24 protein-coding genes are annotated in these 26,193 nt (G+C 57.0%); 13 read left to right on the top strand and 11 right to left on the bottom strand.

Features of this window, described 5'->3' with window-relative positions; translation table 11 throughout:
* Positions 1-115 precede the first annotated feature (115 nt).
* From NR114_RS15950 to NR114_RS15935, 4 genes are all read left to right on the top strand, one after another.
* A complete protein-coding gene (locus NR114_RS15950; RefSeq protein ID WP_234529293.1) occupies positions 116-2,431 on the top strand; it encodes a zinc/cadmium/mercury/lead-transporting ATPase in 2,316 nt (771 codons plus the stop codon).
* A 174-nt stretch (positions 2,432-2,605) separates the two neighbouring features.
* Positions 2,606-3,673, top strand: a complete 1,068-nt coding sequence (locus NR114_RS15945; protein ID WP_116691456.1) for a hypothetical protein — start codon at positions 2,606-2,608, stop codon at positions 3,671-3,673.
* Complete coding sequence (locus NR114_RS15940) at positions 3,673-4,809, top strand: BamA/TamA family outer membrane protein (protein ID WP_234529292.1); 1,137 nt, start codon at positions 3,673-3,675, stop codon at positions 4,807-4,809. The genes NR114_RS15945 and NR114_RS15940 overlap by 1 nt, the downstream gene beginning before the upstream one ends.
* Positions 4,809-5,930: a DUF4056 domain-containing protein gene (locus NR114_RS15935; protein ID WP_234529291.1), complete on the top strand. Its 1,122-nt coding sequence runs from the start codon at positions 4,809-4,811 to the stop codon at positions 5,928-5,930. Before NR114_RS15940 ends, NR114_RS15935 begins: the two co-directional genes overlap by 1 nt.
* A gap of 13 nt (positions 5,931-5,943) precedes the next feature.
* On the opposite strand, the gene tusA is transcribed toward NR114_RS15935, so the two are convergent.
* Positions 5,944-6,195, bottom strand: a complete 252-nt coding sequence (gene tusA, locus NR114_RS15930) for a sulfurtransferase TusA (protein ID WP_020824793.1) — start codon at positions 6,193-6,195, stop codon at positions 5,944-5,946.
* A gap of 220 nt (positions 6,196-6,415) precedes the next feature.
* Between tusA and NR114_RS15925 the strand changes: the two genes are divergently transcribed.
* The 3 genes from NR114_RS15925 (at position 6,416) to NR114_RS15915 (ending at position 8,200) form a co-directional block, all read left to right on the top strand.
* On the top strand, positions 6,416-7,081 hold the full coding sequence (locus tag NR114_RS15925; RefSeq protein WP_020824792.1) for a 7-cyano-7-deazaguanine/7-aminomethyl-7-deazaguanine transporter: 666 nt from the start codon (positions 6,416-6,418) through the stop codon (positions 7,079-7,081).
* A gap of 40 nt (positions 7,082-7,121) precedes the next feature.
* The gene (locus NR114_RS15920) at positions 7,122-7,556 is read left to right on the top strand and encodes a GNAT family N-acetyltransferase (RefSeq protein ID WP_046374732.1); all 435 of its coding nucleotides are present in this window, start codon (positions 7,122-7,124) and stop codon (positions 7,554-7,556) included.
* Between the two features lie 80 nt (positions 7,557-7,636).
* Positions 7,637-8,200 (top strand): DcrB family lipoprotein, encoded by a 564-nt coding sequence (locus tag NR114_RS15915; protein ID WP_048762234.1) that lies wholly within the window; start codon positions 7,637-7,639, stop codon positions 8,198-8,200.
* 46 nt (positions 8,201-8,246) lie between these two features.
* On the opposite strand, the gene glpC is transcribed toward NR114_RS15915, so the two are convergent.
* From glpC to glpA, 3 genes are read right to left on the bottom strand one after another with little or no spacing between them, the layout of a single operon-like run.
* Positions 8,247-9,446, bottom strand: a complete 1,200-nt coding sequence (glpC, locus tag NR114_RS15910; protein WP_020824789.1) for an anaerobic glycerol-3-phosphate dehydrogenase subunit GlpC — start codon at positions 9,444-9,446, stop codon at positions 8,247-8,249.
* Positions 9,443-10,714 carry a glycerol-3-phosphate dehydrogenase subunit GlpB gene (gene glpB / locus NR114_RS15905; RefSeq protein ID WP_234529296.1) on the bottom strand — a complete coding sequence of 424 codons (1,272 nt, stop codon included), beginning with the start codon at positions 10,712-10,714 and terminating at the stop codon, positions 9,443-9,445. The genes glpC and glpB overlap by 4 nt, the downstream gene beginning before the upstream one ends.
* Positions 10,704-12,347, bottom strand: coding sequence for an anaerobic glycerol-3-phosphate dehydrogenase subunit A (gene glpA, locus NR114_RS15900; RefSeq protein WP_256824839.1), 1,644 nt, complete (start codon positions 12,345-12,347; stop codon positions 10,704-10,706). Before glpA ends, glpB begins: the two co-directional genes overlap by 11 nt.
* A gap of 365 nt (positions 12,348-12,712) precedes the next feature.
* Here glpA and glpT point away from each other — a divergent pair, with 365 nt between their 5' ends.
* Together glpT and glpQ are read left to right on the top strand one after the other, a co-directional pair.
* Positions 12,713-14,068, top strand: coding sequence for a glycerol-3-phosphate transporter (gene glpT / locus NR114_RS15895; protein WP_020824786.1), 1,356 nt, complete (start codon positions 12,713-12,715; stop codon positions 14,066-14,068).
* Between the two features lie 233 nt (positions 14,069-14,301).
* Positions 14,302-15,381, top strand: coding sequence for a glycerophosphodiester phosphodiesterase (gene glpQ / locus NR114_RS15890; protein ID WP_020824785.1), 1,080 nt, complete (start codon positions 14,302-14,304; stop codon positions 15,379-15,381).
* A 35-nt stretch (positions 15,382-15,416) separates the two neighbouring features.
* Here glpQ and yigL read toward each other — a convergent pair whose 3' ends face one another.
* Together yigL and pldB are read right to left on the bottom strand one after the other, a co-directional pair.
* Complete coding sequence (yigL, locus tag NR114_RS15885) at positions 15,417-16,217, bottom strand: sugar/pyridoxal phosphate phosphatase YigL (RefSeq protein WP_020824784.1); 801 nt, start codon at positions 16,215-16,217, stop codon at positions 15,417-15,419.
* A gap of 11 nt (positions 16,218-16,228) precedes the next feature.
* Positions 16,229-17,266 carry a lysophospholipase L2 gene (gene pldB / locus NR114_RS15880; protein WP_234529290.1) on the bottom strand — a complete coding sequence of 346 codons (1,038 nt, stop codon included), beginning with the start codon at positions 17,264-17,266 and terminating at the stop codon, positions 16,229-16,231.
* A gap of 135 nt (positions 17,267-17,401) precedes the next feature.
* Between pldB and rhtB the strand changes: the two genes are divergently transcribed.
* On the top strand, positions 17,402-18,022 hold the full coding sequence (gene rhtB, locus NR114_RS15875) for a homoserine/homoserine lactone efflux protein (protein ID WP_129941176.1): 621 nt from the start codon (positions 17,402-17,404) through the stop codon (positions 18,020-18,022).
* 51 nt (positions 18,023-18,073) lie between these two features.
* Here rhtB and rhtC read toward each other — a convergent pair whose 3' ends face one another.
* Genes rhtC through pldA form a run of 3 tightly spaced genes read right to left on the bottom strand, consistent with a single transcriptional unit; the run spans position 18,074 to position 21,472 of the window.
* Positions 18,074-18,700: a threonine export protein RhtC gene (rhtC, locus tag NR114_RS15870; protein WP_256824838.1), complete on the bottom strand. Its 627-nt coding sequence runs from the start codon at positions 18,698-18,700 to the stop codon at positions 18,074-18,076.
* 12 nt (positions 18,701-18,712) lie between these two features.
* A complete protein-coding gene (recQ, locus tag NR114_RS15865; RefSeq protein WP_020824780.1) occupies positions 18,713-20,545 on the bottom strand; it encodes an ATP-dependent DNA helicase RecQ in 1,833 nt (610 codons plus the stop codon).
* Positions 20,546-20,593: 48 nt separating this feature from the next.
* The gene (gene pldA / locus NR114_RS15860; RefSeq protein ID WP_020824779.1) at positions 20,594-21,472 is read right to left on the bottom strand and encodes a phospholipase A; all 879 of its coding nucleotides are present in this window, start codon (positions 21,470-21,472) and stop codon (positions 20,594-20,596) included.
* A gap of 201 nt (positions 21,473-21,673) precedes the next feature.
* Here pldA and NR114_RS15855 point away from each other — a divergent pair, with 201 nt between their 5' ends.
* A complete protein-coding gene (locus NR114_RS15855) occupies positions 21,674-22,144 on the top strand; it encodes a thioesterase family protein (protein ID WP_020824778.1) in 471 nt (156 codons plus the stop codon).
* 64 nt (positions 22,145-22,208) lie between these two features.
* The gene (gene rarD / locus NR114_RS15850; protein WP_234529289.1) at positions 22,209-23,096 is read left to right on the top strand and encodes an EamA family transporter RarD; all 888 of its coding nucleotides are present in this window, start codon (positions 22,209-22,211) and stop codon (positions 23,094-23,096) included.
* 7 nt (positions 23,097-23,103) lie between these two features.
* Here rarD and NR114_RS15845 read toward each other — a convergent pair whose 3' ends face one another.
* The gene (locus NR114_RS15845) at positions 23,104-24,162 is read right to left on the bottom strand and encodes an AbrB family transcriptional regulator (protein WP_046374739.1); all 1,059 of its coding nucleotides are present in this window, start codon (positions 24,160-24,162) and stop codon (positions 23,104-23,106) included.
* Positions 24,163-24,273: 111 nt separating this feature from the next.
* Positions 24,274-25,224, bottom strand: a complete 951-nt coding sequence (gene corA / locus NR114_RS15840; RefSeq protein WP_020824775.1) for a magnesium/cobalt transporter CorA — start codon at positions 25,222-25,224, stop codon at positions 24,274-24,276.
* A 445-nt stretch (positions 25,225-25,669) separates the two neighbouring features.
* On the opposite strand from corA, the gene NR114_RS15835 reads away from it, so the two are divergent.
* Positions 25,670-26,149, top strand: a complete 480-nt coding sequence (locus NR114_RS15835) for a WbuC family cupin fold metalloprotein (protein WP_020824774.1) — start codon at positions 25,670-25,672, stop codon at positions 26,147-26,149.
* Positions 26,150-26,193 lie beyond the last annotated feature (44 nt).

The following is a 26,193-nucleotide window of genomic DNA, read 5'->3' as shown; positions in this document are numbered from 1 at the left end:
TCTCCCTCCGGTGCGCCATTAGCAATAATTCTCATCCGTCGCTTGACTCTGGAGTGGACTCCAGGGTGTAGAGTTTGTTTCAAGAAGCTCATTAACTGCCCTGAGGGGGGACGTTATGCATAACCATGAAAATCACAATCATCAGGAACATAACCATGCCGAAGGTGGCTGCGGGTGCAATCACAGCCACAGCAAAACCCAGCACGGTTGCAGCAGTGAAAAACAAAACGCCGTCAACCCTGGCGAACACTCTCATGCTCACGATCATGGCGCCAGCTGTTGCAGCGCTGACGATCATGGGGATCCGGACGAGGAAAGTGACAGGCTCGCTGCCGCCCCTCTCTCCGGCAGCGAGCGCTACAGTTGGAAAGTCACGGGTATGGACTGCCCCAGCTGCGCTAAAAAGATTGAAAATGCCGTTACTGCCATCCCGGGTGTCGTAAACGCACGGGTGTTATTCGCCACCGAAAAGCTGGTGGTCGACGGCCAGTCGAACCTTAGCCTGCGCATTCAGGATGCGGTAAAACAAGCCGGGTTTACCCTGCTCGGCACCCAGGCAAACCAAGCCGAGCCGCCTAAACCTTCACGCCTGGGGGAATTCGGCCCGTTGCTGCTGCTCACCGCGCTGATGATCGTCAGTTGGGCACTCAGCATGGTCAATCCAGAGCTGAGCCGCATTGCCTTTATCGCCACCACGCTGGTGGGGTTGGCACCGGTCGCCACCAAGGCGATACGTCTGATCCGCTCCGGCACGCCGTTTGCCATCGAAACGCTGATGAGCGTGGCGGCCATCGGCGCGCTGTTTATCGGCGCTACCGCCGAAGCGGCCATGGTGCTGTTGCTGTTTATGGTCGGCGAAATGCTCGAATCCTACGCCGCCAACCGCGCCCGTCGTGGCGTGAAAGCGTTGATGGAGCTGGTTCCTGAAGATGCCCTGCTGCTGCAGGGTACCGAGCGTAGACGCGTGCCGGTCTCCAGCTTGCGTCCTGGCGATGTGATTGAAATTGCCCCCGGCGGTCGCCTTCCGGCCGATGCCGAACTGCTCAACCCGTTCGCCAGCTTCGACGAAAGCGCCCTGACCGGCGAGTCGGTCCCGGTCGAACGTCAGCAAGGTCAGAAAGTGGCGGCGGGCAGTTTGTCGGTCGATCAGGCCGCGCAGATGAAGGTGATTTCCGAGCCGGGTAAAAACGCCATCGACCGTATCCTGCAGCTGATTGAGGAAGCCGAAGAACGCCGTGCGCCGATCGAGCGTTTCCTTGACCGTTTCAGCCGTTACTACACCCCGGCCATTATGCTGCTGGCCATCGCGGTAATTCTGGTGCCACCGTTGATGTATGCTCAACCCTGGGATGTATGGATTTATCGCGGCCTGACCCTGTTGCTGATCGGCTGTCCTTGTGCACTGGTGATTTCCACTCCGGCAGCCATTACCTCCGGACTGGCGGCGGCAACCCGTCGCGGCGCGTTGATTAAAGGTGGCGCGGCGCTGGAACAGCTCGGCCAGGTGCAAACCATCGCCTTCGACAAAACCGGTACCCTGACGGAAGGCAAACCGACGGTGACGGATGTGCTGCCGCTCAACGGCATCAGCGAACAGTCACTGTTGATCCTTGCCGCAGCGGTAGAAGCCGGCTCCCATCACCCGTTGGCGCAGGCCATTATCAATCGCGCCGAACAATATGGTGCTCCTTTGCCGCCGGCACAGAACCGTCGTGCGTTGGCCGGCGTCGGTGTGGAAGGCATTGTCGACGGTAAAACCGTGCTGATCAGTACACCGGCCAAACTGGCTGCAGGCTTGCTCAATCAGCAAGGTGCTAACCAGGTGGAACGGTTGGAAAATGCCGGTAAAACGGCGGTAGTGGTACTGGAAGATGGCGTGCCGATCGGCCTGCTGGCCCTGCGCGATACGCTGCGCAGCGACGCCAAGCAGGCGATTGCCGAACTGAATGCGTTGGGGATCAACGGCGTAATGTTAACCGGCGACAACCCTCGAGCGGCCGCAGCGATTGCCGCCGAGCTGGGGCTGGACTACCGTGCCGGTTTGCTGCCGGAAGATAAAGTGAGGGCGGTAACCGAGTTGAGCGAGCTGCGCCCAACGGCGATGATCGGCGATGGCATCAACGATGCGCCGGCAATGAAAGCCTCCAGCATCGGTATTGCCATGGGCAGTGGCACCGACGTTGCGCTGGAAACCGCCGACGCGGCGCTGACGCACAATCGGCTGCTGGGCGTGGCGGAGATGATCCGCATCTCACGCGCTACACACGCCAATATCCGCCAGAACATCACCATTGCGTTGGGGCTGAAAGGGATATTCCTGATCACCACACTGATGGGCCTGACCGGGCTGTGGCTGGCGGTGCTGGCGGACTCTGGCGCTACCGCGCTGGTCACCGCCAACGCCCTACGCTTGCTGAAGAAACGTCAGTAATAAGAACCACATATCAGGATGCCAGCAATGGCATCCTGATTCACTTAGCCGAAAAATAGCACCGGCAAGTCGCACGTAATAACCATAAAACCAGCATGCCTTTCTATATTCTTCCGCCACCTATTCCTGAAACCCGATAAGCCTACTTAACTTATCAGAGTCATGGCCGAATGAATGAAACCGCTATATTTTAAAATCCTGAACCTGATCGTCGTCCCTTTTATCCCTACACTGGCTCTGGCGCAGCAGCCTGATTCTGCCGCCACAGAGCAACTCATTGATAGCGCCGATCGCCCCCTTTTCACCACCCCTAACGCCTTACCCGCAGCCCAGCATAACGATGCGCCCAAGGCAAAACCCCAGCCTGAGCATCGCCTGTTGCCGATTTGGGGGGATGAAGCACGCGCCCGTGGTTATGATCTGCCGGAACCCTTCGGGATCGGCATCAACTACATGAACATGCGGCAAAATATCGATGTCGACAGTATCCAATTTTCCGGCCTCAGCCTGGGTAAAACTCCCTTGCCATCCAATTTGTTCAACATCGACGTGGGCAAAACTCGCGAGAAAAGCAAAACGGAAACCATGCGTCTGGACACCTGGGTACTGCCATTCCTCAATGTTTACGGCATCATCGGCCATACCAAAGGCAGCTCGCTGTCCCAGGTTTCCGTAGACGCCGATCCCAGTCAACAAAAAGGCTTCCTGAACAAGGTTATCGCGGGTCAGGTGCACCGCATGAATCAAAGTGGGCAACTGCGCGATCTGGATTTTAAGCTCGATTTTAAAGGCACCACTTACGGCGCCGGTTTCACGCTGGTTGGGGGATATGAGAACTGGTTCACCTCGGTCGATACCAACTACACCCGCACCAATTTCGATATCCTTGATGGTCAGATTTCCGCACTGACGGTGTCGCCTCGGGTAGGTTACCGCTTCCTGGTGCCCGGTATCAGTGGCCAAACCCATCTCAACCTGTGGGTCGGCACCATGTATCAGGACGTCCAGCAGAGGTTCAAAGGCAGCCTGAGTGATTTAAAAATGCCAACCGAACTTCAGAGCCTGATGATGATGGCCAATCAGCAGGGTGAAGGCCGCTTCGACGTGAAACAGCACCTGCAATCGCCGTGGAACGTACTGATTGGCACGCAATACGAGATCACCAGACACTTTAACCTGTTGACCGAATTTGGCTTTAGCGAACGTAACAGCTTTATGGTCTCCGGTGAATATCGCTTCTGATGGCAATATCGATCCGCAGTTTGCCGCTGGTATTGTTGGTTCTGCTACCCGGAGCTCACGCCACTTTGTTGTCACGCCAGCAAATAGATGAAATGTTGACCCCTTTGGGGTCTAACAACCAATTCGACAGCAGCAAAGCCATCGATTGGGGGGTCTTGCCCGGCCCGTTCTATACGCCAGAACTCGGTCTTGGTATCGGTACCGCCGTCGTGGGGATATATCGCCCGGACAGCCAGGATAAAGTCAGCCAAAACTCGACGCTGGCGTTAAAGGGCTTTTTCAGCACCACCGGTGCCTTCGGCGTCGGTTTCCAAAACCACAGTTTTTTCGCTGACGACCAATGGCGTTTTTTTGCCGACGGCTCGCTGAATAATATGCCCACCTATTTCTGGGGCACCGGTTACCAGGCTGGGCATAACAACGGCAACAAAGAAAAGTACACGCAGCAGGCATTCCAGATAGCCCCACAGCTGCTGTATCGCATTGCCAATGCCACCTACGCGGGGGTGGGCTGGGATTTTTCCTCGACGCACGCCAGCAAAACTGATGAGGATGACAGCAGCCTGTTAAGGGCCCAAAAAGCCGGCGTTTCATCGCTAAGTTCAGGAGTCAGCGGTTCGCTGAGTTACGATACGCGCGACTTCGTTTCTAATGCCAGCCGTGGCCAGTATCTTCGCCTGAGCGACACCTATTTTGCGCCAGAATTGGGCGGCGACAGCCGTTTCAATGCTGTAGAAGGCCAGTACAATGCCTACCACAGCTTGAGTGCGAAAAGCGTGCTGGCGTTAGACGCTTACAGCCGCCTGACGACGGGCGAGGTGCCCTGGGACAGGCTGTCCAGCCTGGGTGACGACAAACGCATGCGCGGCTATTATCAAGGCCGCTATCGCGACAGAAATGTGTTCAGCAGCCAGATCGAGTATCGTCGCAAGCTGAACTGGCGCCACGGTTACGTTCTTTGGGCCGGTGCGGGAACGCTAAGTAGCAAGGCCGGCGATTTGGGCCAGGGGCCCTGGTTACCCACGCTGGGAGCGGGTTACCGTTTTGAATTCAAACCGAAAATGAACGTGCGGCTCGATTTTGGCATCGGACGTGGCAGCAGTGGATTTTACTTTCAGGTTGGGGAAGCTTTTTAATGCGCTCTGTTGTACTGCTGGTTTTGTTGTCGTTTACTTCCGCGCTATCTGCCAAACCCGTGGAAACGTTGGTGACCTCGCAACCCATCAACGAAAGCCGTATCGCCTGGCCGGTGGCTGCGCCGCTGTCCCCGCCGGATGGTTTGCGCCCCTGCTGTGCCTTTGGCTACAACCTCAAAGCGCAAGTTTGGGGTATCCCAGTCCCCTTTTATCAGTTGGGTAACCTGGTGGATGCCGACCGGCTTGGCCGTCACCACTATAACGACAGCGCTTTCAATGCCGTTAGCAACTTGATGGGACTTGGCAGCGAGCAATTGGGGGTGATGTACACCCGCCGCGGGGGATTTATCGATATCGCTCACGTACGCGACACCGCCGACAATACCCTTTTCCTGTTCAGCCAACTGTTACCCCGATTGGGCCAGCAATGGAATATCGATCTTAGCCCCGAGTTGGCAATACGCCGTATCCAGCTGAACGCCTTTACCCCGCCTCAGGATGCTGCGCAGCGCTATACGCTCGCGGCGTATTTGGCAGGAGAACTCGCCTTTCAAATGGCGGCGTGGCATGAAGTGGCACAGTGGTATGGCTACCAGTCGGTACCGGGGTTTTCTGAGGAGGTCTCGGCTTTTTCACCGGAAGATTTGTATTCCAACCTGCTGGGATCACGGCTGGCGATCGATGCTATCTTGCAGGGGCAGGCGGTTTCCATAACGGCCTACAACCACGCCATGGAGAATTTGCTCCCCCAGGCCCTGCACCAGCTTGGCGCCGTCTCCATCAGGGCAACTCAGCGGCAGTTTGACGGGATTGACGGCGACTGGTGGGACAGCCAGCGCCGGGTACCGGAGAAGTTTCTGGTCTTAAAACGGGATTACACGACCGGCAGCAATCGCCTGCCGGCTCTGCCGCCGTTCGAAAACACCGCCCCACAACGCCTGATGTTACCGCTGCAGGTTCAGGGGTTCTGGCTGGCAAAGCTGGGTGAACTGCAACTCTGGCCGACGGATGCGATGCATTCTCTGCCGGTGCCGCCCCACTATTACCGCCCGCAGGATTTCAGGGGGCTGGCAATGCATGCTCGCGCATCGGACGCACAGCAAATACTGCAAAAACGCTAGGCAAAAGCGGCGATTAGCGCTCAACACCTTTACGCAATAAATAGCGGTAAGGCGTTTTTTCAGTTTCCTGCGCCACCAGCGTGTGCTCCATAAAACGGCAAAAACCCGGAATATCGCGGGTGGTGGCCGGATCGTCAGCAATAATCAGCAGGGTTTCACCGTTATCCATATGGCGCACGGTTTTACGCACCATCATTACCGGTTCCGGACAGCGCAGCCCCAGCGCATCAAGCGTCTGGTCGGCCTGGGCAAACAAGTCAGTCATGCAATTTTTCTCGGTCAAAAGCGATCGGCGTACGCTCGCCGCATCTCATTAGCGCCTAGTTTACGCCGGTAGTTTTTCTGTGCAAGATGCGTTAACGTTTGCGTTAAATTTAACCATTGCATTGGTTGCGCAAACGCGTATCATGCGGCCGCGCAGCTTATTTCGCTGCACAGACAAGACATTCTGGGTTCCCTCACCCCACTGCTAAAAAGGCTACAACATGTATTCGTTTACCGCTCGACAGCGCCTCACCGCGTTGGTCTGGCTATCGCTGTTCCATATTGTCATCATTACCTCCAGTAACTACCTGGTGCAGTTGCCGATGTCCATTTTCGGTTTCCATACCACCTGGGGTGCGTTTACCTTCCCATTTATCTTTCTGGCAACCGACCTGACGGTGCGTATTTTTGGCGCCCCGCTGGCGAGACGCATCATTCTTTCGGTGATGGTGCCGGCCCTGTTTATCTCGTACGTCATCTCCACCGTCACCTATCAGGGGGAATGGCAGGGGTTTGCCGCACTGGGTAGCTTTAACCTGTTTGTCGCACGTATCGCCGTCGCCAGCTTTATGGCTTACGTGCTCGGTCAGATCCTCGACGTACACGTTTTCAACCGGTTACGCCAGCGCAGCGCCTGGTGGGTGGCCCCTGCCGCGGCCATGTTCCTTGGCAATATCAGCGACACGCTGTCGTTCTTCTTTATTGCATTCTACAAGAGCAGCGACGCCTTTATGGCCAACAACTGGGTCGAGATTGCGCTGGTCGATTACAGCTTCAAGGTGCTGATCTGCATGCTGTTCTTCCTGCCAATGTATGGCGTGCTGCTGAATATGCTGCTCAAACGCATTGCCGCTCGCCAGGGCGACAGCAGCCTGCAACCGAGCTGACCCGTGTTATCATTGGCGGCCTACCCATCCGGAGGCCGCCATGACCGTCACCACCCGCCACGCTACCCTCGAAGAAATTCATCGTCTGTATCAGCAAATCCCCGAATTCGGCAATCTGCACAACCTCAACGATCTGCAACAGCGCATCGGCTCACTCCCAATGGCCGCACTGATCGCCGAAGTCGACGGCCAGGCTGCCGGTTTCAAACTCGGTTATCAGCAACAAGACAGGGTGTTTTACAGCTGGTTGGGTGCCGTATTGCCGGCTTATCGCCGCCACGGTGTGGCGTTAGCGCTATTGGCCGAGCAGGAAAACTGGGCACGGGCGCAGGGTTATCACCAGTTGAGGGTGAAAACCCGTAATCAGTTCCGTGCGATGCTGATGATGCTTATCAACAATCACTATCAGATTGTTCAACTGGAAAAGAAAGGCGAAGTGGCTGATTATCGGCTATTACTTGAGAAAACCTTGTGACAACATCTGCCTTGCATTTCACCCTGGAATAGGTTGCGATACGGCAGTGAAACCCTACCTGAAAGGAAGAAGGAAGCCCAATGCGTAAAGTAGCAAAATTGATGGGTATCAGCCTGTTAGTGCTTGGCCTCGCGGCCTGCGACGGCGAAACCAAAGACACCAAAGCGCCGGCGGGCGATGCCGCAGCCAGCGCACCGGCCGGGCAACAGGTAAGCTTGCTGGAGGGTAAGCTGGCGTTCACCCTGCCGGTCGGTATGGCGGACCAAAGCGGCAAGCTGGGTAATCAGGCGAACAACATGCACGTTTACGCCGACAGCACCGGCCAACGCGCAGTGATCGTGATCCTCGGCGACAAAACCGCCGACAGTCTGGAAACCCTGAGCAAGCGTCTGGAAGATACCCAGCGCGCGCGTGATGCGAACCTGCAGGTGGTCACCAACAAAGCCATCGACGTAAACGGCGTGCCACTGCGTCAGTTGGACAGCATCATTACCAGCGGCGGCGAGAAGGCCTACTCCTCCATCCTGATTGGCACGCTGGATAACAACATGCTGACCATTCAGGTGACGCTGCCGGCGGACAACCAGCAGCAGGCGCAAAGTGAAGCCGAAGGCATCATCAAAACGCTGAAACTGAACAAGTAAACTTTTACTGACTCAGCCTATAGGGCGCAGTTCACACTGCTGCGCCCTACGCCAGGGCCTGTGCCAACAGGGTAATCGGGTGTTCGCAGCGCTTGCTGGTCGACATCTCGATTTGCCATTTACAGGTTTCGCAGTCCGTCACCACCAAATCGACCCCACTCTCCTCAATCTGGCGAAACAGCGATGCGCCAATCCCTTGCGAAGTCGCATAGTTCTCGGATTTAAATCCGTAGGTGCCGGCAATGCCGCAACACTGCGAATCCAATACCACCAGCTCCAGCCCCGGTATCTGCCGCAATAATTCCAGCGTATAGGCCGTCCAGCCCATTTTCTCCATGTGACACGGCGTATGGTAGGCCACCCGCAATGGCGTGCGCTTCAGCGGCAGGCTGCGCCCCTGATTGAGCAGGCGGTACAGATAGCGCGTCGCCAGCTCCACCCGTTCACGCACCGCCGAGGTATCCACCTCCAGCAAATGCGGGTATTCGTCACGCAGTGTAAAAGTACAGCTCGATGATGTGGCCACAACAGGGATGCCGCGCTCCAACACCGCCTCATGCAGCGATTCGGCATTCACCTTGGCCTGTTTCTTGGCCTGGGCGATAAAGCCGTTGGCAATCAGCGGCACACCGCAGCATTTTTCGCGCTTAAGCAGCTGCACGCCGATATCCATCGCATTGAAGACTTTGATCAGATCCTTACCCAGCTGTGGATGGTTGTAATTGACGAAGCAGCCGTGGAAAAAAGCCACCTGCTCGGCGTAACGCTGTTGGGCCTGCGCTTGCTGGCGGTACCAGCGGCGGAAGGTGCCGAACGAGTATTTGGGCAGTTCGCGACGGTGATCAATTTTCAACGCCTTGTCCAGCAGCGCGCGCACCGGCTTCAACCCGGTGGCAGCGTTGACGATCGGCGCAAACGGCGTCGACAGCGAGCCCATGATATCGGTATGACTGAGGATGGCGTCGCGCAGCGTCGGCTTGCTCTGGGCAAAGTCGGCACGCGCCCGCTGAATGATATCGCCAATTTTGACGTCGGACGGGCAGGCCACCTCACAGCGTTTGCAGTTGGTGCAATACTTCAGCGCTTCGTCGTACAGCGCCGGATCTTTTAACCGTAGGCGTTCGCCGTCCGGCCCCGCCTGCTTGGGCCCGGGATAAAGCGGATTGACCTTGGCCACCGGGCAATAGGTGGTGCAGACGGTGCACTTGATGCAGTTCTCAAAACTGTTGTCTTTGTGCAGGCTCATGGTTGCTCCTCCTGTGCCGCAATCTGTTGCGCGACATGCAATGCTCCCACCAACGAAACACCTGCACCGCAGCCCTGCTGCAGCGGATCGTAGCCGCCGGTCACCGCCCCTATGGCATACAGGTTACTCAAAGGCTCTCCCTGCCTTAGGGCACGCAGTTGGTTATCGGTGCGTACCCCAAACTGCAAATAGGGTTGCGGAGCAAACAGCTCGCGACAACTCCAGTCTGCACGCTCCGCCTTACTGTCGACATCCAGCCCAAATACCGGTTCACGTATGCCGTCGAAGTCCGCCACCAGCCCATTACTGAAAAAACTGCCGCTGGCCAGCACTACCTGCTGCGCCACCAACGGAATGTCAGTGTGGTTGCGGGTATAAACACCGATGACTCGCCCGGCTTCAATATCCGCTCGCAGCACGCTGTCCCCCGGCATAAAAACGCCGCCCAATTGCTGTAATCGCGAGCGCAGCGCCTGGTGCAACCGCATCCCCAGTACCGAAGGCGGCAGCGTCGGCAGCAGGCGAATCGGTTTGCCGACCGCCGCCTGCAGCGCCGCCAATGGTGCGTCATCCTCCAGCCCCAGACAGGCCGGCAAGAATATCGCCTCGGCGTCCGCAGCCAACCGCCGAAGCTCGTCCGCCATTGGCGTCAGGTTTTCCGGCAGATCCAGTACCCTGGCGATATTTACCGCTCGGAACTCACTGGGGTTATTGCGCAGCCGGTCCAGCGCCGGCAAGTGCATATCTGCCACCTCAGCCCGAACGCCCAGGGACTGCGTCAGGGAACTGGCGGCCAACTGTGGCTGAAAATCCAAAAAGCCTTCAATGCCGATCACCGCAATGTGCCGCCACGGCAGTTCACCGCCTAACGGCGTAACGGGGATAGCCTGCGGGCTGAGCCAGGTGGCCCGGCGCGTGCCCAGCGGCGTGATGCGCAGATGATTGCGTTCACTGCCACCCTGCAAATCAAGCCCACAGCGCTGTAGCAGCGATGCAGCTTCACCCGACAGCGCCGCCACCCGCTCGGCACCGATCAACGCATAGGGATGCCGGGGTGCCTGTGTTGCCAGTGCGGACAGCGCCGCCAATGGCTCTGTCACCGGGGTGCCGTCGGGCAGTTGCGCCAACAGATCAAGCGAGCCGGATGAAAAATAGAGTGCACTCTGGCCAGAACTGACCACCGCACAGCGCTTGCCCTGTTCCGCCAGGCGGATGGCGCAGGTCATACCCGCCAGGCCACCGCCAATCACCACTACGTCAAATCGCATCATCGGCCTCCTGTTCCCCCCGGGCATCGAGCCCGCACAATCCCTGGTAAACCCAACTGGTAAATTCACTTTCGCGCAGCGCATCGCCCCACGCGATAGGCCGGACGCCTTTCCAACGCTCGTTGAGAAAATGCGATAGCTGGTCGATCGACTGCTGCGGGGTGGTGACGTTAAAGCGTGTCAGCAGCCCCGCGGCACGGCAGGCGCAAAGCTCCCCCTGGCAGGTGCCCATGCCAACGCGGGTACGGCGACGCAAATCGACCAGGTTATTGACGGTGAGAGAGTTAACCGCATAACGCACCTCGCCGGCGGTCACCGCTTCGCATTCGCACACCAGGCTGTTGTCCAACCGATCCCCCGCCGGTACGCGGTTTGCACGGTCGCCGTGGCGATAACCCGCCGAGCCACGAATACTGGCAGGCAAAGACACCACGCTACGCACCGTTTCTTCCGCCGACTGACGAGAACCCGGCAACGCCTCCTGTGCGGTAGTGCAGGGGCTGTCTACCCGAAGCTTTTCGCACACTTTATCGGTCGCCCACTGCGCCATCAGCCGGTAGGTCATCAGCTTGCCGCCGGTGATGGTGATAAAGCCTTCCAGACCGTCGCGGCTGGCATGATCGAGCAGCACGATGCCACGGCTGACGTTGCGACCGCTAGGGTCGTCGTCACTGGCTACCAAAGGCCGAACGCCGGCATAAGCACGCAGAATTCGGGTTTGCGCCAATTCAGGTGCCAGCAGCGCGCCCTCGCGGATTAAAATGTCCACTTCCTGCGGGGTCACCAGCATGTTGTCGATCTGGTCATAGTCAATGTGGGTGGAGGTGGTACCAATCAGCGAGATGGTGTCGCCCGGCACCAGAATGTCGGCGTCCGCCGGCTTACGACAGCGGTTGATCACCATGTTGTTGATGCGATGACCCAGGATCAGCAAAGCGCCCTTGGCCGGGAACATGCGAATTCGCAGATCGGCATATTCTGCAATCTGCTGACCCCAGATACCGGCGGCGTTGACCACCACTTCGGCGTGAATATCGTAACGGCGCGACGATTGATGGTCGAAAACACGCACTCCGGTAACGCGATCGCCCGTGCGTAATAAACCGACCACCTGGTGATAAGTGAGGATCTGCGCGCCATGCTCACGGGCATCGAGCATATTGGCGGCGGTCAAACGGAAAGGATCGACAGTGCCGTCCGGCACGCGCACGGCACCGATGAGCGCCGGATTAGCCGCCGGCTCCAGCCGCAACGCCAACTGCGGATCAATAGCTTCAGCGTTGATACCGGCGCTGTGGCAGGAGACAATAAACTGCTGTTGGTAAGCCAGCGAATCCTGCGGCAGGGTGATAAACAGCCCGTCGGTTCGCTCGATGCAGTGGTGCGCAATGCGTTTGAGGATACGGTTCTCTTCTATGCATTCGCGCGCAGATTCGCCGTCGGTTACCGCATATCGCGCACCGCTGTGTAGCAGGCCGTGGTTGCGCCCGGTCGCGCCGGTGGCGATATCATGACGCTCCAGCAGTATGCAACGCAGCCCGCGGCGTGCGCAGTCACGAGCAATGCCCGCGCCGGTCGCGCCGCCGCCAATGATGATCACATCCGTTTCGTTTTCTGCTGAATGGCTGCTCATGACGCTCCCTCTGGATCCGTGGTTATTGCCCTATTGGGCCACAGTCATTGGGGTCTTTGTTTGATAAGGAACAATAACGAACTCAAAACGAAAGTAAAATGTCCACAAAAAACCACGAATGTGATCACAATCACGATTTTTAGGCGTTTTTCTATTTCATAACGTTAACGAATCGCTCAAAATCCGCCGGTGTTTCATAAAAGTGTAACATTTGCGCCATTCATCACAGCGACACCAGGCGGTTTTGACTAGGATGACGCTCGTTATGGAACAAAAAAACACCACATTCGATATCCGCTCAATCATCAAATGAACGTAAAAGATCATATTGATGTGATAACTAGATAAAGCCATCGGAGGCGCTCATGTTGAGTATTTTTAAGCCGGCAGCACACATTTCACGTGTGCCGGTCGACAAAGTCGACCCGCTGTACCGTAAATTGCGCTGGCAAATATTTATGGGGATTTTCTTCGGTTATGCCGCCTACTACCTGGTGCGCAAGAACTTCACCCTGGCCATGCCTTACCTGATTGACCAGGGCTTCAGCCGCGGGGACCTCGGTTTCGCGCTGTCCGGCATTTCCATCGCCTACGGTTTCTCCAAATTTATCATGGGGTCGGTTTCTGACCGCTCCAACCCTCGCGTGTTCCTGCCCGCAGGCCTGATTTTGGCTGCTGCGGTCATGCTGTTCATGGGCTTCGTTCCATGGGCGACATCGAGCATCGCGGTCATGTTCGTGCTGCTGTTCCTGTGCGGTTGGTTCCAGGGCATGGGCTGGCCGCCTTGTGGCCGTACCATGGTGCACTGGTGGTCGCAGAAAGAGCGTGGCGGTATCGTTTCGGTCTGGAACTGCGCCCATAACGTGGGTGGCGGTCTGCCACCGCTGCTGTTCTTGCTGGGTATGGCCTGGTTCAACGACTGGCACGCGGCGCTGTACATGCCGGCCTTCGGTGCCATTCTGGTAGCCCTGATCGCCTTTGCCCTGATGCGCGACACCCCGCAATCCTGCGGCCTGCCGCCGATTGAAGAATACAAAAACGATTATCCAGACGACTACACCGACAAAGCGGAAGAAGAGCTGACGGCCAAGCAGATCTTCATGCAGTACATCCTGCCGAACAAACTGCTGTGGTACATCGCCGTAGCTAACGTGTTCGTTTATCTGCTGCGTTACGGCATTCTGGACTGGTCACCGACCTACCTGAAAGAAGTGAAACACTTCGCGCTGGACAAGTCTTCCTGGGCTTACTTCCTGTACGAGTATGCCGGTATTCCGGGCACCCTGCTGTGCGGCTGGATGTCGGACAAGGTGTTCAAGGGTAACCGTGGTGCCACCGGCGTGTTCTTCATGACGCTGGTGACCATTGCCACCGTCGTTTACTGGCTGAACCCGGTCGGTAATCCTGGCATCGATATGGCCTGTATGATCACCATCGGCTTCCTGATTTACGGCCCGGTCATGCTGATCGGCCTGCACGCACTGGAACTGGCGCCGAAGAAAGCCGCCGGCACCGCCGCAGGCTTCACCGGTCTGTTCGGTTACCTGGGCGGCTCTGTTGCAGCCAGCGCCATCGTCGGCTACACCGTTGACTACTTCGGTTGGGACGGCGGCTTTATGGTGATGATTGGCGGTAGCATCGGCGCGGTAGTGCTGCTGTTGCTGACCATGATGAGCGAGAAAAAACACCACGCGGAAATCGCTGCCAACAAACGCGGTTAAGCGTCATACAACTTTCGCATTATTTAAAGGCCGCCTTGCGGCCTTTATCTGATGACAAACACCCGAAAAATGGGATTTTCGGGCGTTTGGAGTAGCTCATAAGACATAATCCTTTGTTTTTATTAGTCCCCAGATCATAACGTTTAACTGCAAAGGACTTTGTCAGCAGTCTTAGGCCGGTTAATCACCGGCCTTTTTACTACCCCTGCACCTACAACATGGAGAACAACAATATGCGGACTCAAGTCAAAGCCCTGCTGGCAGGGATTATCCTGGCCACCTCAATGGTCAGCGCCGCACAAGCCGCCGACAAGGTGGTGATCGCCCACCGTGGCGCCAGCGGTTATCTGCCGGAACACACGCTGCCAGCGAAGGCCATGGCCTACGCGCAGGGCGCGGATTTCCTCGAACAAGATCTGGTGATGACCAAGGACAACGAGCTGGTGGTGTTGCATGACCACTACCTCGATCGCGTCACCGACGTAGCAGAGCGTTTCCCGGACCGCGCGCGCAAAGACGGCCGTTATTACGCCATCGACTTTACGCTGCCTGAAATCAAGTCGCTGAAGTTCACCGAAGGTTTTGAGATCGAAAATGGCAAGAAGGTGCAGGGCTACCCGGGTCGTTTCCCGATGGGTAAATCCGACTTCCGCGTCCATACCTTCCAGGAAGAGATCGAATTTGTGCAGGGGTTGAATCATTCAACCGGCAAAAATATCGGTATTTACCCGGAAATCAAAGCGCCGTGGTTCCATAAGCAAGAAGGGAAAGACATTTCCAGCAAGGTGCTGGCGGTTCTGAAACAGTACGGCTACACCGGCAAGGGCGATAACGTTTATCTGCAATGCTTCGATGCCAACGAGCTGAAGCGGATTAAGACCGAGCTGGAACCGAAAATGGGCATGGATCTGAAACTGATCCAACTGATCGCCTATAACAAGTGGCAGGAAACCTATGAGCAGAAAGCCGACGGCAAATGGGTGGAATACGACTATGACTGGATGTTCAAACCGGGCGCGATGAAGCAAATCGCCCAGTATGCCGACGGCATCGGACCGGACTACCACATGTTGGTGGTGGCGGAAAAATCCAAGCCGGGCAAGGTGGTGCTGACCGACATGGTGAAAGAAGCGCATGCCAACAAGTTGGCGGTGCACCCATTCACCATCCGCGCCGATGCGCTGCCAGACTACGTGACCGACGTGAATCAGCTGTATGACGTGATTTACAACCAGGCGGGCGTGGACGGCGTGTTCACCGACTTCCCTGACAAGGGCGTGCAATTCCTGCAAAAGCAGGGCCAGCACAAGTAATACCAATCAGGGCGCCGCAAGGCGCCCTGTTCATATCAACCCAGGAACATTTTCCGCAGGTAATGTGGCACCGCGTCGTCGACGTTTGAGCCAATGACTTCCAGCTCAGGCAGTTTATCTTTCAAACGCTGATGCGCGTCGCGCATGATGCAGCCTTTACCGGCCATCGACAGCATTTCCAGATCGTTCATGCCGTCGCCGAAGGCGATGCACTCTTTCAACGTATAACCGATGATCTTGGCCACTTCTTCCAGCGCATGCCCTTTTGACACGCCACCCGCCATCACTTCCAGACAGGTTGGGAACGAGAAGCTGACGTTAACCCGATCGCCCCAGCGTGCATTGATGGCATCTTCCAGCGGCAGCAGCTTTTCGTGATCGTCGCAGGTGAAGTACACCTTGCACACGCCGTCGGTTTCCAACAGGCCCGGTTCGAACAACTGGTACTGGAAAATGGATTCCTGGAAAAACTCTTTCTGTTCAGGGCTTTCGCGGTTGATGTACCAGTCATCGTTGCGATAGACGTTGGTGGTGATATCGGCATCGTTATGCAGCATGCCGTAAAGGTCGCGGGCAATGTCTTCGGCCAGGTTATGGCTGAAAATCAGCTCACCGTCGGTGTTGTGCACGCGAGCGCCGTTGGACGTGATCATAAAGGCGCTGATGTCGAGGTTATCGCGGATCTGCGCAACGTCGATATGGTGACGCCCGGTAGCGAAGACGAAATGTACCCCACGCTGGGTCAGCAGCTTCAAGGTCTCTTTGGCGTACGGGGACAAGGTGTGGTCAGGTGACAGCAGCGTGCCATCTAAATCGGAAGCGACGACGTGATACATAGCGGTATGTTCTAACCTCTGATGGAGTGGTCGGCGGTAGGGGTACCACCTAAGTGTTGAGCAAAGAAACGCAGGATTGCGTTCAGTGCTTCGGCGCGCATCGCGTCCCGCTCAAACAGGATCTCATGCCGTGCGCCTTCGATAACCTGCGGTTTTTCCCCTTCGCAAGGGTGCCCCGCTTCTGACAATGCCTGACAAAAAGCCTGGTGAGAGCGGTTGTCGACCACCCGATCCTCCCCGGCCTGCAATAACAATAGCGGCGTAGTGATGTTAGCCGCCTGAGCGATGATATCCCGACCGGCCTGGAGACTTTCCCGCACCCAATGGTAAGTGGGCCCCCCCACCTGCAGCTCAGGATAGTCGGCGTAATAGCGCAAGCAGCGCCGATAACGTTCACGGCTGTGGGTCAACACGTTGACCACGTACGGCAGTGGGCGCCACTGGCCGGTGCCTATCGCATAGTACTCACGCACCTTCGGGTGCTTCTCCGCCCAGTCAAGAATGCGATTGGCCATCCAACCCGGCATAGGTAAATAAATGCCGAACATTGGCGCACAAAACGCGGCGGCGTCAAAGGCCTGCGGCTGACGAGCCAGGAATTGTGCCAGGATCGCGCCCCCCATTGAGTGCGCCAGCGCAAAGCGTTGCCGGTAACCGCGTGGCTTCACTTCCTGCTGATAGAACTGGGTGAAATCGTCGACGTAATCGCTGAAGTTTATCACATGACCACGGTGCGTATCCGCCAGCAAACGGCCGGAACGGCCTTGCCCACGGTGATCTAAAATCATCACATCATAGCCACACTGGAACAGATCGTAGGCAACCTCAGGATATTTAACGTAACTTTCGATGCGGCCGGGGCTTACCACCACCACCCGCTGATGACGCGCAGAACAGAATCGTACGAAGCGGATGGATACGCCGCCAACGCCGATGAACTCGCCCTCCTCACGCAGCCGCCAAAAGTCCAGCAGCGGGCCGGTGGCGAAAGCAGCAAACTGCGTTTCACGCGTTAACCAGTCATCGGTGCTGAGAGTAAACGACGTCATCAAATGCTTTTCCCTGAGCCGCCAGCGGTAAAAATGTGACCGCTGGCACAAGAAATAATACTAGCGTATTGTGATTCAATTCCTACAAAAACCGAATCATTTTGGCACAAATTGGCGCTTTCAGGGAGCACTGCAATGACTTTGGACTGGTGGCTAACCTACCTGCTGACAACCCTTATCCTCAGCCTGTCACCCGGCTCTGGAGCGATCAACACCATGAGCACCGGCATCAGCCACGGTTATCGCGGGGCAGCAGCCTCGATCGCCGGGCTGCAGGTCGGGCTGAGCCTGCATATCCTGCTGGTGGGCATTGGCCTGGGGGCGCTGATCTCGCAGTCGCTGATGGCTTTTGAATTGCTGAAATGGCTGGGTGCCGCTTATCTGGTGTGGCTCGGTATTCAGCAGTGGCGCGCCGCCGGTTCGCTGGACTTGCATACGCTGGCGGGCACCATGCCGCGCCGCCGTCTGTTCCGCCGCGCCGTGCTGGTGAATCTGACCAACCCGAAAAGCATCGTTTTTCTGGCGGCGCTGTTTCCACAGTTTGTTTTGCCCAATCAGCCCCAAGCCGAGCAGTACCTGGTACTCGGCGTCACTACGGTGGTGGTCGATATCATCGTGATGATTGGCTACGCCACTTTGGCGACCCGTATTGCCGGTTGGCTGAAGACCCCACGCCAAATGCAACTGCTGAACCGCATCTTTGGCTCGCTGTTCATCCTGGTCGCAGGGCTGCTGGCCACGGCCCGAAAAGCCTGATGCAAAAGGGCCGAACATCGCTGTTCGGCCCTCTGGTTCACTGCCCCAAAATTAACGGGTAAAGATCAGGTGCAAGCCGAAACCGGTGAACAATCCCCCCGCCAGTCCGTCGATCCATTTCGCCAGGCGTTGATAGCCCCGGCGCATTGCCGGTAGCGCAAACACCACGGCCACTAGGCTGAACCAGACAAAAGTCTCGGCGATGATCAACAGGAACAGCCCCCAGCGCGCACCGGCGCCCACGTCGTCACCGACAAACAGTGAGAACACGCTGCCGAAATAGATAACGGCCTTTGGGTTTGACAGGTTGGTCAGAAAACCGCGAATAAAGCTGCGTCCCGGCTTAGGCAAGGCCACTTTCACTTCCGGTGCTGGCGTTGATTGTGCATTCTGAGAGCGTGCGGAGCGCAGCAGCTGCCAGCCCATCCAGCACAGGTAAATCCCCCCGCCCACCATAATAACCTGATGCAGCCAGGCCATTTTTTGCAGGATCAGGTGCAGGCCCATCAGCGCCACGCCCGCCCAGACGACGATGCCCAGCGAGATGCCCACCACCCCCATCATCGCCTCACGGCGTGAACGGCTGGCGGCGGTTTGCGAAACAAAAAAGAAGTCCGGCCCCGGGCTCATCAGCGCAATCAGGTGCACCAGCGCCACGGTCAGAAATAACATCAGCATGATTTACTGCCCTTAGTCTTCGTCATTATCGAGATGATCGCGGATCATCGCCATAAACGGGGCGCCAAAACGCTCCAGCTTACGCTGGCCAACGCCGTTAACGCTCAACAGATCGCCGGCCTTGATTGGCATCTGTTCCGCCATTTCCAGCAGCGTAGCATCGTTAAACACCACGTAAGGCGGAATATTTTCTTCATCGGCAATCGATTTACGCAGCTTGCGCAGTTTGGCAAACAGTTTGCGATCGTAGTTGCCGCCGTAGGATTTCTGGTTGGCACTGCCACGCGATTTCAGGCTTTGAATGCGTGGCACCGCCAGTTGCAGCTCCAACTCGCCGCGCAACACCGGGCGTGCGGCCTCGGTCAGCTGCAATGCCGAATGCATGGCAATGTTCTGAGTAATAAACCCCAGGTGGATCAACTGACGCAGCACGCTGGTCCAGTGTTCGGTGGTTTGGTCGCGGCCAATGCCGTACACCGGCAGCTTTTCATGGCCGTATTCGCGGATACGCTGATTATTGGAGCCGCGTAACACCTCGACAATGTAGCCCAAACCGAAACGCTGCCCGACGCGATAGACACAAGACAGTGCTTTGCGCGCATCTTCCAGCCCGTCGTAGCGCTTGGGCGGATCCAGGCAGATATCGCAGTTGCCGCAGTTCTGATGTTTGCCCTCGCCAAAATAGTTAAGCAGCACCAGGCGGCGGCAGGTTTGCGCTTCGGCAAATGCGCCCATGGCGTTCAGCTTGTGGCGCTCGATGTCCAACTGTTGTCCGGCAGGCTTTTCTTCCAGGCAGCGGCGCAGCCAGGCCATATCGGCCGGGTCATACAGCAAGATAGCTTCGGCGGGCAGGCCATCGCGCCCGGCGCGGCCAGTTTCCTGATAATAAGATTCGATATTGCGCGGAATATCAAAGTGCACCACAAAGCGCACGTTCGGTTTATTGATGCCCATACCAAAGGCGACGGTGGCCACCACCACCTGTAAATCGTCACGCTGGAACGCTTCCTGCACCTGGGCGCGGCGATCGTTATCCAGCCCGGCGTGATAGGCACCCACGCTCAGCCCACGGCTTTGCAGGCGCGCGGTGGTGTCTTCCACCTTGGCCCGGCTGTTGCAGTAAATAATGCCGCTTTTGCCGCGTTGGTCCTGTACAAAACGCCACAGTTGATCGAGAGGTTTAAACTTCTCCACCAGCGTATAGCGGATGTTCGGCCGGTCAAAGCTGCTGACCTGCACCAGAGGGTCCTGCAGTGCCAGCAGGCGCACGATGTCGCCACGGGTAGATTCATCGGCTGTCGCCGTCAGGGCTATCACCGGCATCGCGGGGAAGCGTTGCTTCAACTGCCCCAAGGCACGGTATTCTGGGCGGAAGTCGTGGCCCCACTGCGAGATACAGTGTGCTTCATCTACTGCCAGCAACGCCGGCGGACAGTGGTCGAGCAGATCGAGAAAGCTGTCCATCATCAGCCGCTCGGGAGCGATGTACAGCATTTTGATTTGGCCGCTGCGGCACCCCGCCATCACTTCGAGCTGCTGCTCACGCGTTTGCGTCGAGTTATAGCAGGCGGCTGAGACGCCATAGGCCAACAGCTGATCGACCTGATCTTTCATCAGCGAAATCAACGGGGAAACCACTAACGTCAGGCCATCCATCACCAGCGCCGGGATTTGATAGCACAACGATTTACCGCCGCCGGTCGGCATAACAACCAGGCAATCCTGCCCGCCGATCGCCGTGTTGATAATCGTTTGTTGACCCGGTCGGAATTGCTGATAGCCGAAGGTATCGCGTAATACCTGCTCTGCCAGCAACTCTTTGTTTATCACTGCTGCGGTTGACACACACTTCCCCATTTTTTGCTGCGTAGCGACGCCTGTATGACGGCCGGATTACATAATATCGTTAAGCATGACACCAACGCCAACCCGTGTCTGCCGGAAGTTGTAATCAATCAAGGATTCGCCGTAACCGCTGAAGACTTGCGTGTAGAAACGCACGTGCTTGCTGATCGGGTAGCTCCAGCCCATTTCCGCGCCGCCGTAGCCGCTGTTCCAGTTATAGTGGCTGTCGACGCTGAAGATGCTGTCACCCCAGGCATAACCGACTTTCAGGCGGTAGTAGCCCATGTATTTGGTGATATCCGGGTTATCGTCGCTGCTGCTGCTTTCCGAGAAACGGAACCAGGGCTTCAGATCCACCTGCCAGTTGCCGTTTTGCGCCATAAAGCGCGCGTAACCGCGGTTCCAACTGCGTGAGGTGGGATCAGAACGGCCGTTGGACTGGTGATTGAGGCCCACTTCCACATCGCGCAATGTCCAGCCGGCGAAGCGGTAATCGGTCGCCCAGCCGAGGAACACCTGCGGCTCGTAGTTGGTTTCGCGAAACGGTGATGATTCACCGTGGTTGGACAGCTGCCACCAGGAGCGCTGAGTATAAGATGCACCCAGCACCGAGTTGTCGCCCGCAATGCCGCGCCACAGTGGGAATGCCAGACTAAGCTGGAACTTCACCTCGTCCTTGCGGGCGTTATCGGACCAGTTATAGGACTGGATGGCTTCTTTATTGATATTGCTGGTATCGGTATACAACACATAGTTGGTTTCATACGGATACAGCGTAAATGGGTTGTCGTGATCCTGCAGCATGTTGGCAATAATGCTGCCGCGTACCGCCGGTTTATCATGAATTTGCTGCTCTTTGGCTTCTTCCGCCTGTACCAGCAGCGGCGCGGCCAGCGTGGCCAAAACGATCCCTGACAAAATGCGCATAACGTTCCTCACCCCAACAAAAAATGACAAACTCTGAAATAAAAACAGGCCATTTTACACACAAAGGAGATTTTACAGCAGCACGGCGTGTATTTATTGGATTAGTCTGGAAAGCAACAAAATATAGGCATAATATCAACAAACGGTTAACCTGGACTGACCAGTTTACTTCCCTACGACACAGAACAAGAATGGGTATTTATGTCTACCACACCACTCACACTAGAAGCCGCACGCCAAAAAATTGGCGAAATCTTTGTTTATCACATGCCGTTTAACCGCGAGCTGGGTCTCGAGCTGCGCCGCTTTGACGACGACTACGTGGAGCTGAGTTTCACCAATCAGCCCAAGCTGGTTGGCAATGCGGCCCAGAAGATCCTGCACGGCGGGGTGATCGCCTCGGTGCTCGACGTCGCCGCCGGGTTAGCCTGCGCCGGTAGCGTGCTGATGCGCCTGGATCCACTGATCGAAGAAGAAGTCGCTAGCCGTCTGTCGCGCATGGGCACCATAGATTTGCGCGTTGATTATCTGCGCCCGGGCCGTGGCGAGCACTTTATCGCGGCGGCCAGCGTATTGCGCAGCGGCAACAAAGTCGCGGTCGCCCGCGTTGAACTGCATAACCACGATGGCCTGCACATCGCCAGCGCTACCGCGACCTATCTGGTCGGGTGATTGTATGCGGTGAGGCTCTTCAGTACACTCACCGCATCTCCGTTTTTCCCATCTGAGTAACGTCATGGACGCACAGCAAACGCGGCGGGGCATCTTCTTTGCTCTGGCCGCCTATTTTATTTGGGGCATAGCTCCAGCCTATTTCAAACTGATCCAACAGGTACCTGCGGATGAGATCCTCACCCACAGGGTTATTTGGTCATTCTTCTTTATGCTGGCGCTGATCACGCTCGGGCGTAACTGGTCGCAGGTGCGCGCCGCCTGCCACAATCGCAAACGGCTGTTCTTGTTGGCGGTGACCGCGGTGTTGATCGGCGGCAACTGGCTGCTGTTTATCTGGGCGGTGAATAACCACCATATGCTGGAAGCCAGCCTGGGGTATTTCATTAACCCGCTGGTGAACGTGCTGCTGGGGATGCTGTTCCTGGGTGAACGTTTCCGCCGCATGCAGTGGATAGCGGTGGTACTGGCATTTGCCGGCGTGTTGATTCAGCTGTGGCAATTCGGTTCGCTGCCGATTATCGGGCTGGGGCTGGCATTTAGCTTTGCGTTCTACGGTCTGCTGCGCAAGAAGATCGCCATCGACGCGCAAACCGGCATGCTGATTGAAACCCTGTGGCTGCTGCCGGTCGCGGCTGCGTATCTTTTCCTGTTCGCCGACAGCCCAACCAGTCACCTGAGCGCCAACCCTTGGTCGCTGAACCTGCTGCTGGTGGCAGCCGGCATCGTCACTACCGTACCGCTGCTGTTCTTTACCGCCGCAGCCACCCGCCTGCGCCTGTCGACACTCGGCTTCTTCCAGTATCTCGGCCCCACGCTGATGTTCCTGCTGGCCGTCACCTTCTATGGCGAAACTGTCGGCCAGGACAAGCTGGTGACCTTTGGCTTTATCTGGGCCGCACTGCTGTTGTTTATCCTCGACGCGCTCTATACCCAACGCAAACTGCGTTGAAGCAGCGCTAAGTTGAAGCCGGGGTGGCGCGGTTAGAAATGAATCGAGCCATCGCCGGGCCAGTCAGCAAGATGGTGAACAAACGCAGCGTCTGCATCGCCATCACGAAAGACATGTCGACCCGACTGCCGGCGGCGATGATCGCCACGGTATCCAGGCCGCCCGGGCTGGTCGCCAGATAGGCGGTCATCAAATCCACCGGCAGGAAACGCGTCAGCATCCATGCCAGCAGACCGCAAAACAGCATCAGCGCGACGATCGACACCACCATCTGCGGCAAGGTACGCAGCGCCAACAAAAAAATCGGCCGGGTGAAGCGCAGCCCGACGCTCCAGCCAATCAGGGTATAAGCCAGGGCCAACAGCCATTCCGGCACCTGCAACGCCATGGTACCGCTGGAATGCAGCGTCGCGCCGATGATCATCGGCAGCAACAACGCGCCGGAGGGAATACGCAACCGGGGGCCAAGCCAGGCACCGACCACGGCAATGCCCAGCGTCGCCGGGAAACGCCAATCCAGTGAAGGGAACCACTCCAGCATCGCGCCGCCATGCCCCGCTTCATCACCCAACCCAATGCGCGCCACCATCGCCGCCGCGGTTGCGACAAACAGCACCCGCAGGTATTGCATAAACGCCACCAACCGCACGTCGGCACCGAAATCCCCGGCCATCGCCACCATCGCCGATGCCCCGCCGGGCGATGAGCCCCAGGCACCGGTTGGCCCCGGCAGACTGCTATAACGCACCAGACACCAGCCTGAAACTCCGCTGGCCAGCAGCGTAGCGATCAACACCAGCAGCACCAACGGCCAGTCATCCAGTAACGGTGTGAGAATAGCAGGAGAGAGACTTTGCGCGATCATGCAGCCCAGCACCGCCTGTGCGGCGATGAACAGGTAACCTGGAATGCGAACCGTGGCGCCCAGCAGCCCCATGGCCACGCCGACAATCATCGGCCCCAGCAACAGTGCAGCGGGAATATGGAATCTTTGCAGGCCAAACCCCAGCACCAGCGAAGCCAGCAGTAGGATCGACCATTGGATCAAGCGGGGAAACCTCTCCATCAAAACGCATGCCTTACGGACAGATAAGCCAAAAGGGCATTCTACCCCTATTTAGCAGGCTAAGCGTTGGTCGACAGCAGAAATATCGGGCGAACAGGTTCGCCCGTCAGCTTACAGCCAGTTCTTGCGTTTGAAGTACAGGTACGGGGCCAGCCCCGCCAGGATCATCAGGCTGATGGCGCCCGGATAGCCGAACGACCACTTCAGCTCCGGCATAAACTCGAAGTTCATCCCGTAGCTTGAGGCCACCAGCGTCGGTGGCAGGAACACCACCGACACCACCGAGAAGATCTTGATGATGCGGTTCTGTTCGATATTGATAAAGCCCATCGCCGCCTGCATCAAGAAGTTCACCTTCTGGAACAACGATTCGTTGTGTGGCAGCAAAGATTCGATGTCGCGCAGCACTTCACGCGCCTGCTCCAACTGACCGGTCGGCAAACGCGCCTTACGCACCAGGAAATTCAGCGCACGCTGGGTATCCATCAAACACAGTCGCACTTTCCAGCCGATATCTTCCAGTTCGGCCAGTGTCGACAGTGCTTCGTCGTATTCATCGCCCTGATGGCCTTCCATGATTACCCGGCTGAGCTTTTCCAAATCGCTGTAGACGTTTTCAATTTCGTCCGCCAACTGCTCAATTTTGGTTTCGAACAGATCCAGCAACAGCTCGTAAGCGTTGCCGTCCACCATCGTCAGGTTACGTGCGCGCATGCGGTACAGGCGAAACGCCGGCAGCTCACGCTCGCGCAAGGTATACAGACGGCCATCACGGATGGTGAAAGCTACGGTGGAGTTACCGGCATGGTCTTCCGCATCTTCAAAGTAGAAGAAGGAGTGAATATGCAGGCCGTCTTCGTCTTCGAAGAAACGCGCGGAGGCTTCGATATCATCCAGCTCCGGACGTGTCGCCAGGCTTTGGCCCAGCTCGTTTTGCACGCGTTCACGCTCGCCTTCTTCCGGCTCAACCAGATCAACCCACAGCGAGGTGGTGAGATCATCGGAGTCATCCAACTCCAGACGGGACAGGCGGCTTTTATCTAATTTAAACGCGCTCAGCATCTGCTAAAACTCCCTTAGGGTGACAGGGGTAAACAACGCGTGGAAGCACAGAAACAGAGGGGTGTTGCATCACCAGCTTGTTTCAGACCATGAAGGATCTGACTCGTAGCGACACTTAAGAGGTCGCCGACAACCACGAAGGCTATCAGCTCGATGGGATAGCCTTAGAAGTTGTACCTGTTGTTGTCCAGGTCAGTGAGCCAGTATCTACTGGGTGTGTCCAAGGCGTATGTCCTCATTGATAATAGTGCGCGCATGTTACGCCGAGAAGAAAAAGTCTGTCAACCGGTTAGGCCCGATAATTGCGCAACAATTCATCGCCATAACCAATGGGACAAAATCGGTTTAATCCGTGATAAAGGGTAACGAAAAAGTCGCGGGGATCTCTGACCGCGTCGGTGAATATTGCTAATATGAAGCCACGATAAGCTTGCGGACTTTAACGATGAAACAGATTACCGCCCACGACCTGACCGCCATGAGTGAGCAGGCCGCTAAAGTGGCTCGCCTGCGCGCGCACCGTACGTTACACGACGAGTTGAGCGAGCCGGTGCAGCGACTGGCGATTGCCATGGAACCTGGCACCTATATTCGACCGCACCGCCATCCACAAACCTGGGAACTGTTGACACCGCTGCGCGGCCGCTTTGTGGTATTGCAGTTTAATGAGGAAGGTGTCGTCACCCAACGCACGCTGCTGGGTGAAGAAACCAAAGTACTGGAGATGCCGGCGTTTACCTGGCATGCCGTGCTGTCGGTTGATCCCGGCGGCGTGGTGTTCGAAGTAAAACAGGGGCCTTATCAGGCGCTGTCGGAAGAGGACTGCATGCACTGGGCCCCTCCGGAAGGTGGTGAAGGCATCGAAGCTGTTATGCGCTGGTATGCCACCGCGCAAGTTGGCGATCGCTATACCCGTACGCTTTAAGCCTGAGTGCTGGGGCGAAGAGATTCGCCCCTTTGGGTTCGGCG

Origin of the sequence: Serratia sp. Ser99 (assembly GCF_024519545.1) — a bacterium.
GTDB classification, from domain to species: Bacteria; Pseudomonadota; Gammaproteobacteria; order Enterobacterales; family Enterobacteriaceae; genus Serratia; species Serratia liquefaciens.
This window is presented reverse-complemented; position numbering and strand designations above follow the sequence as displayed.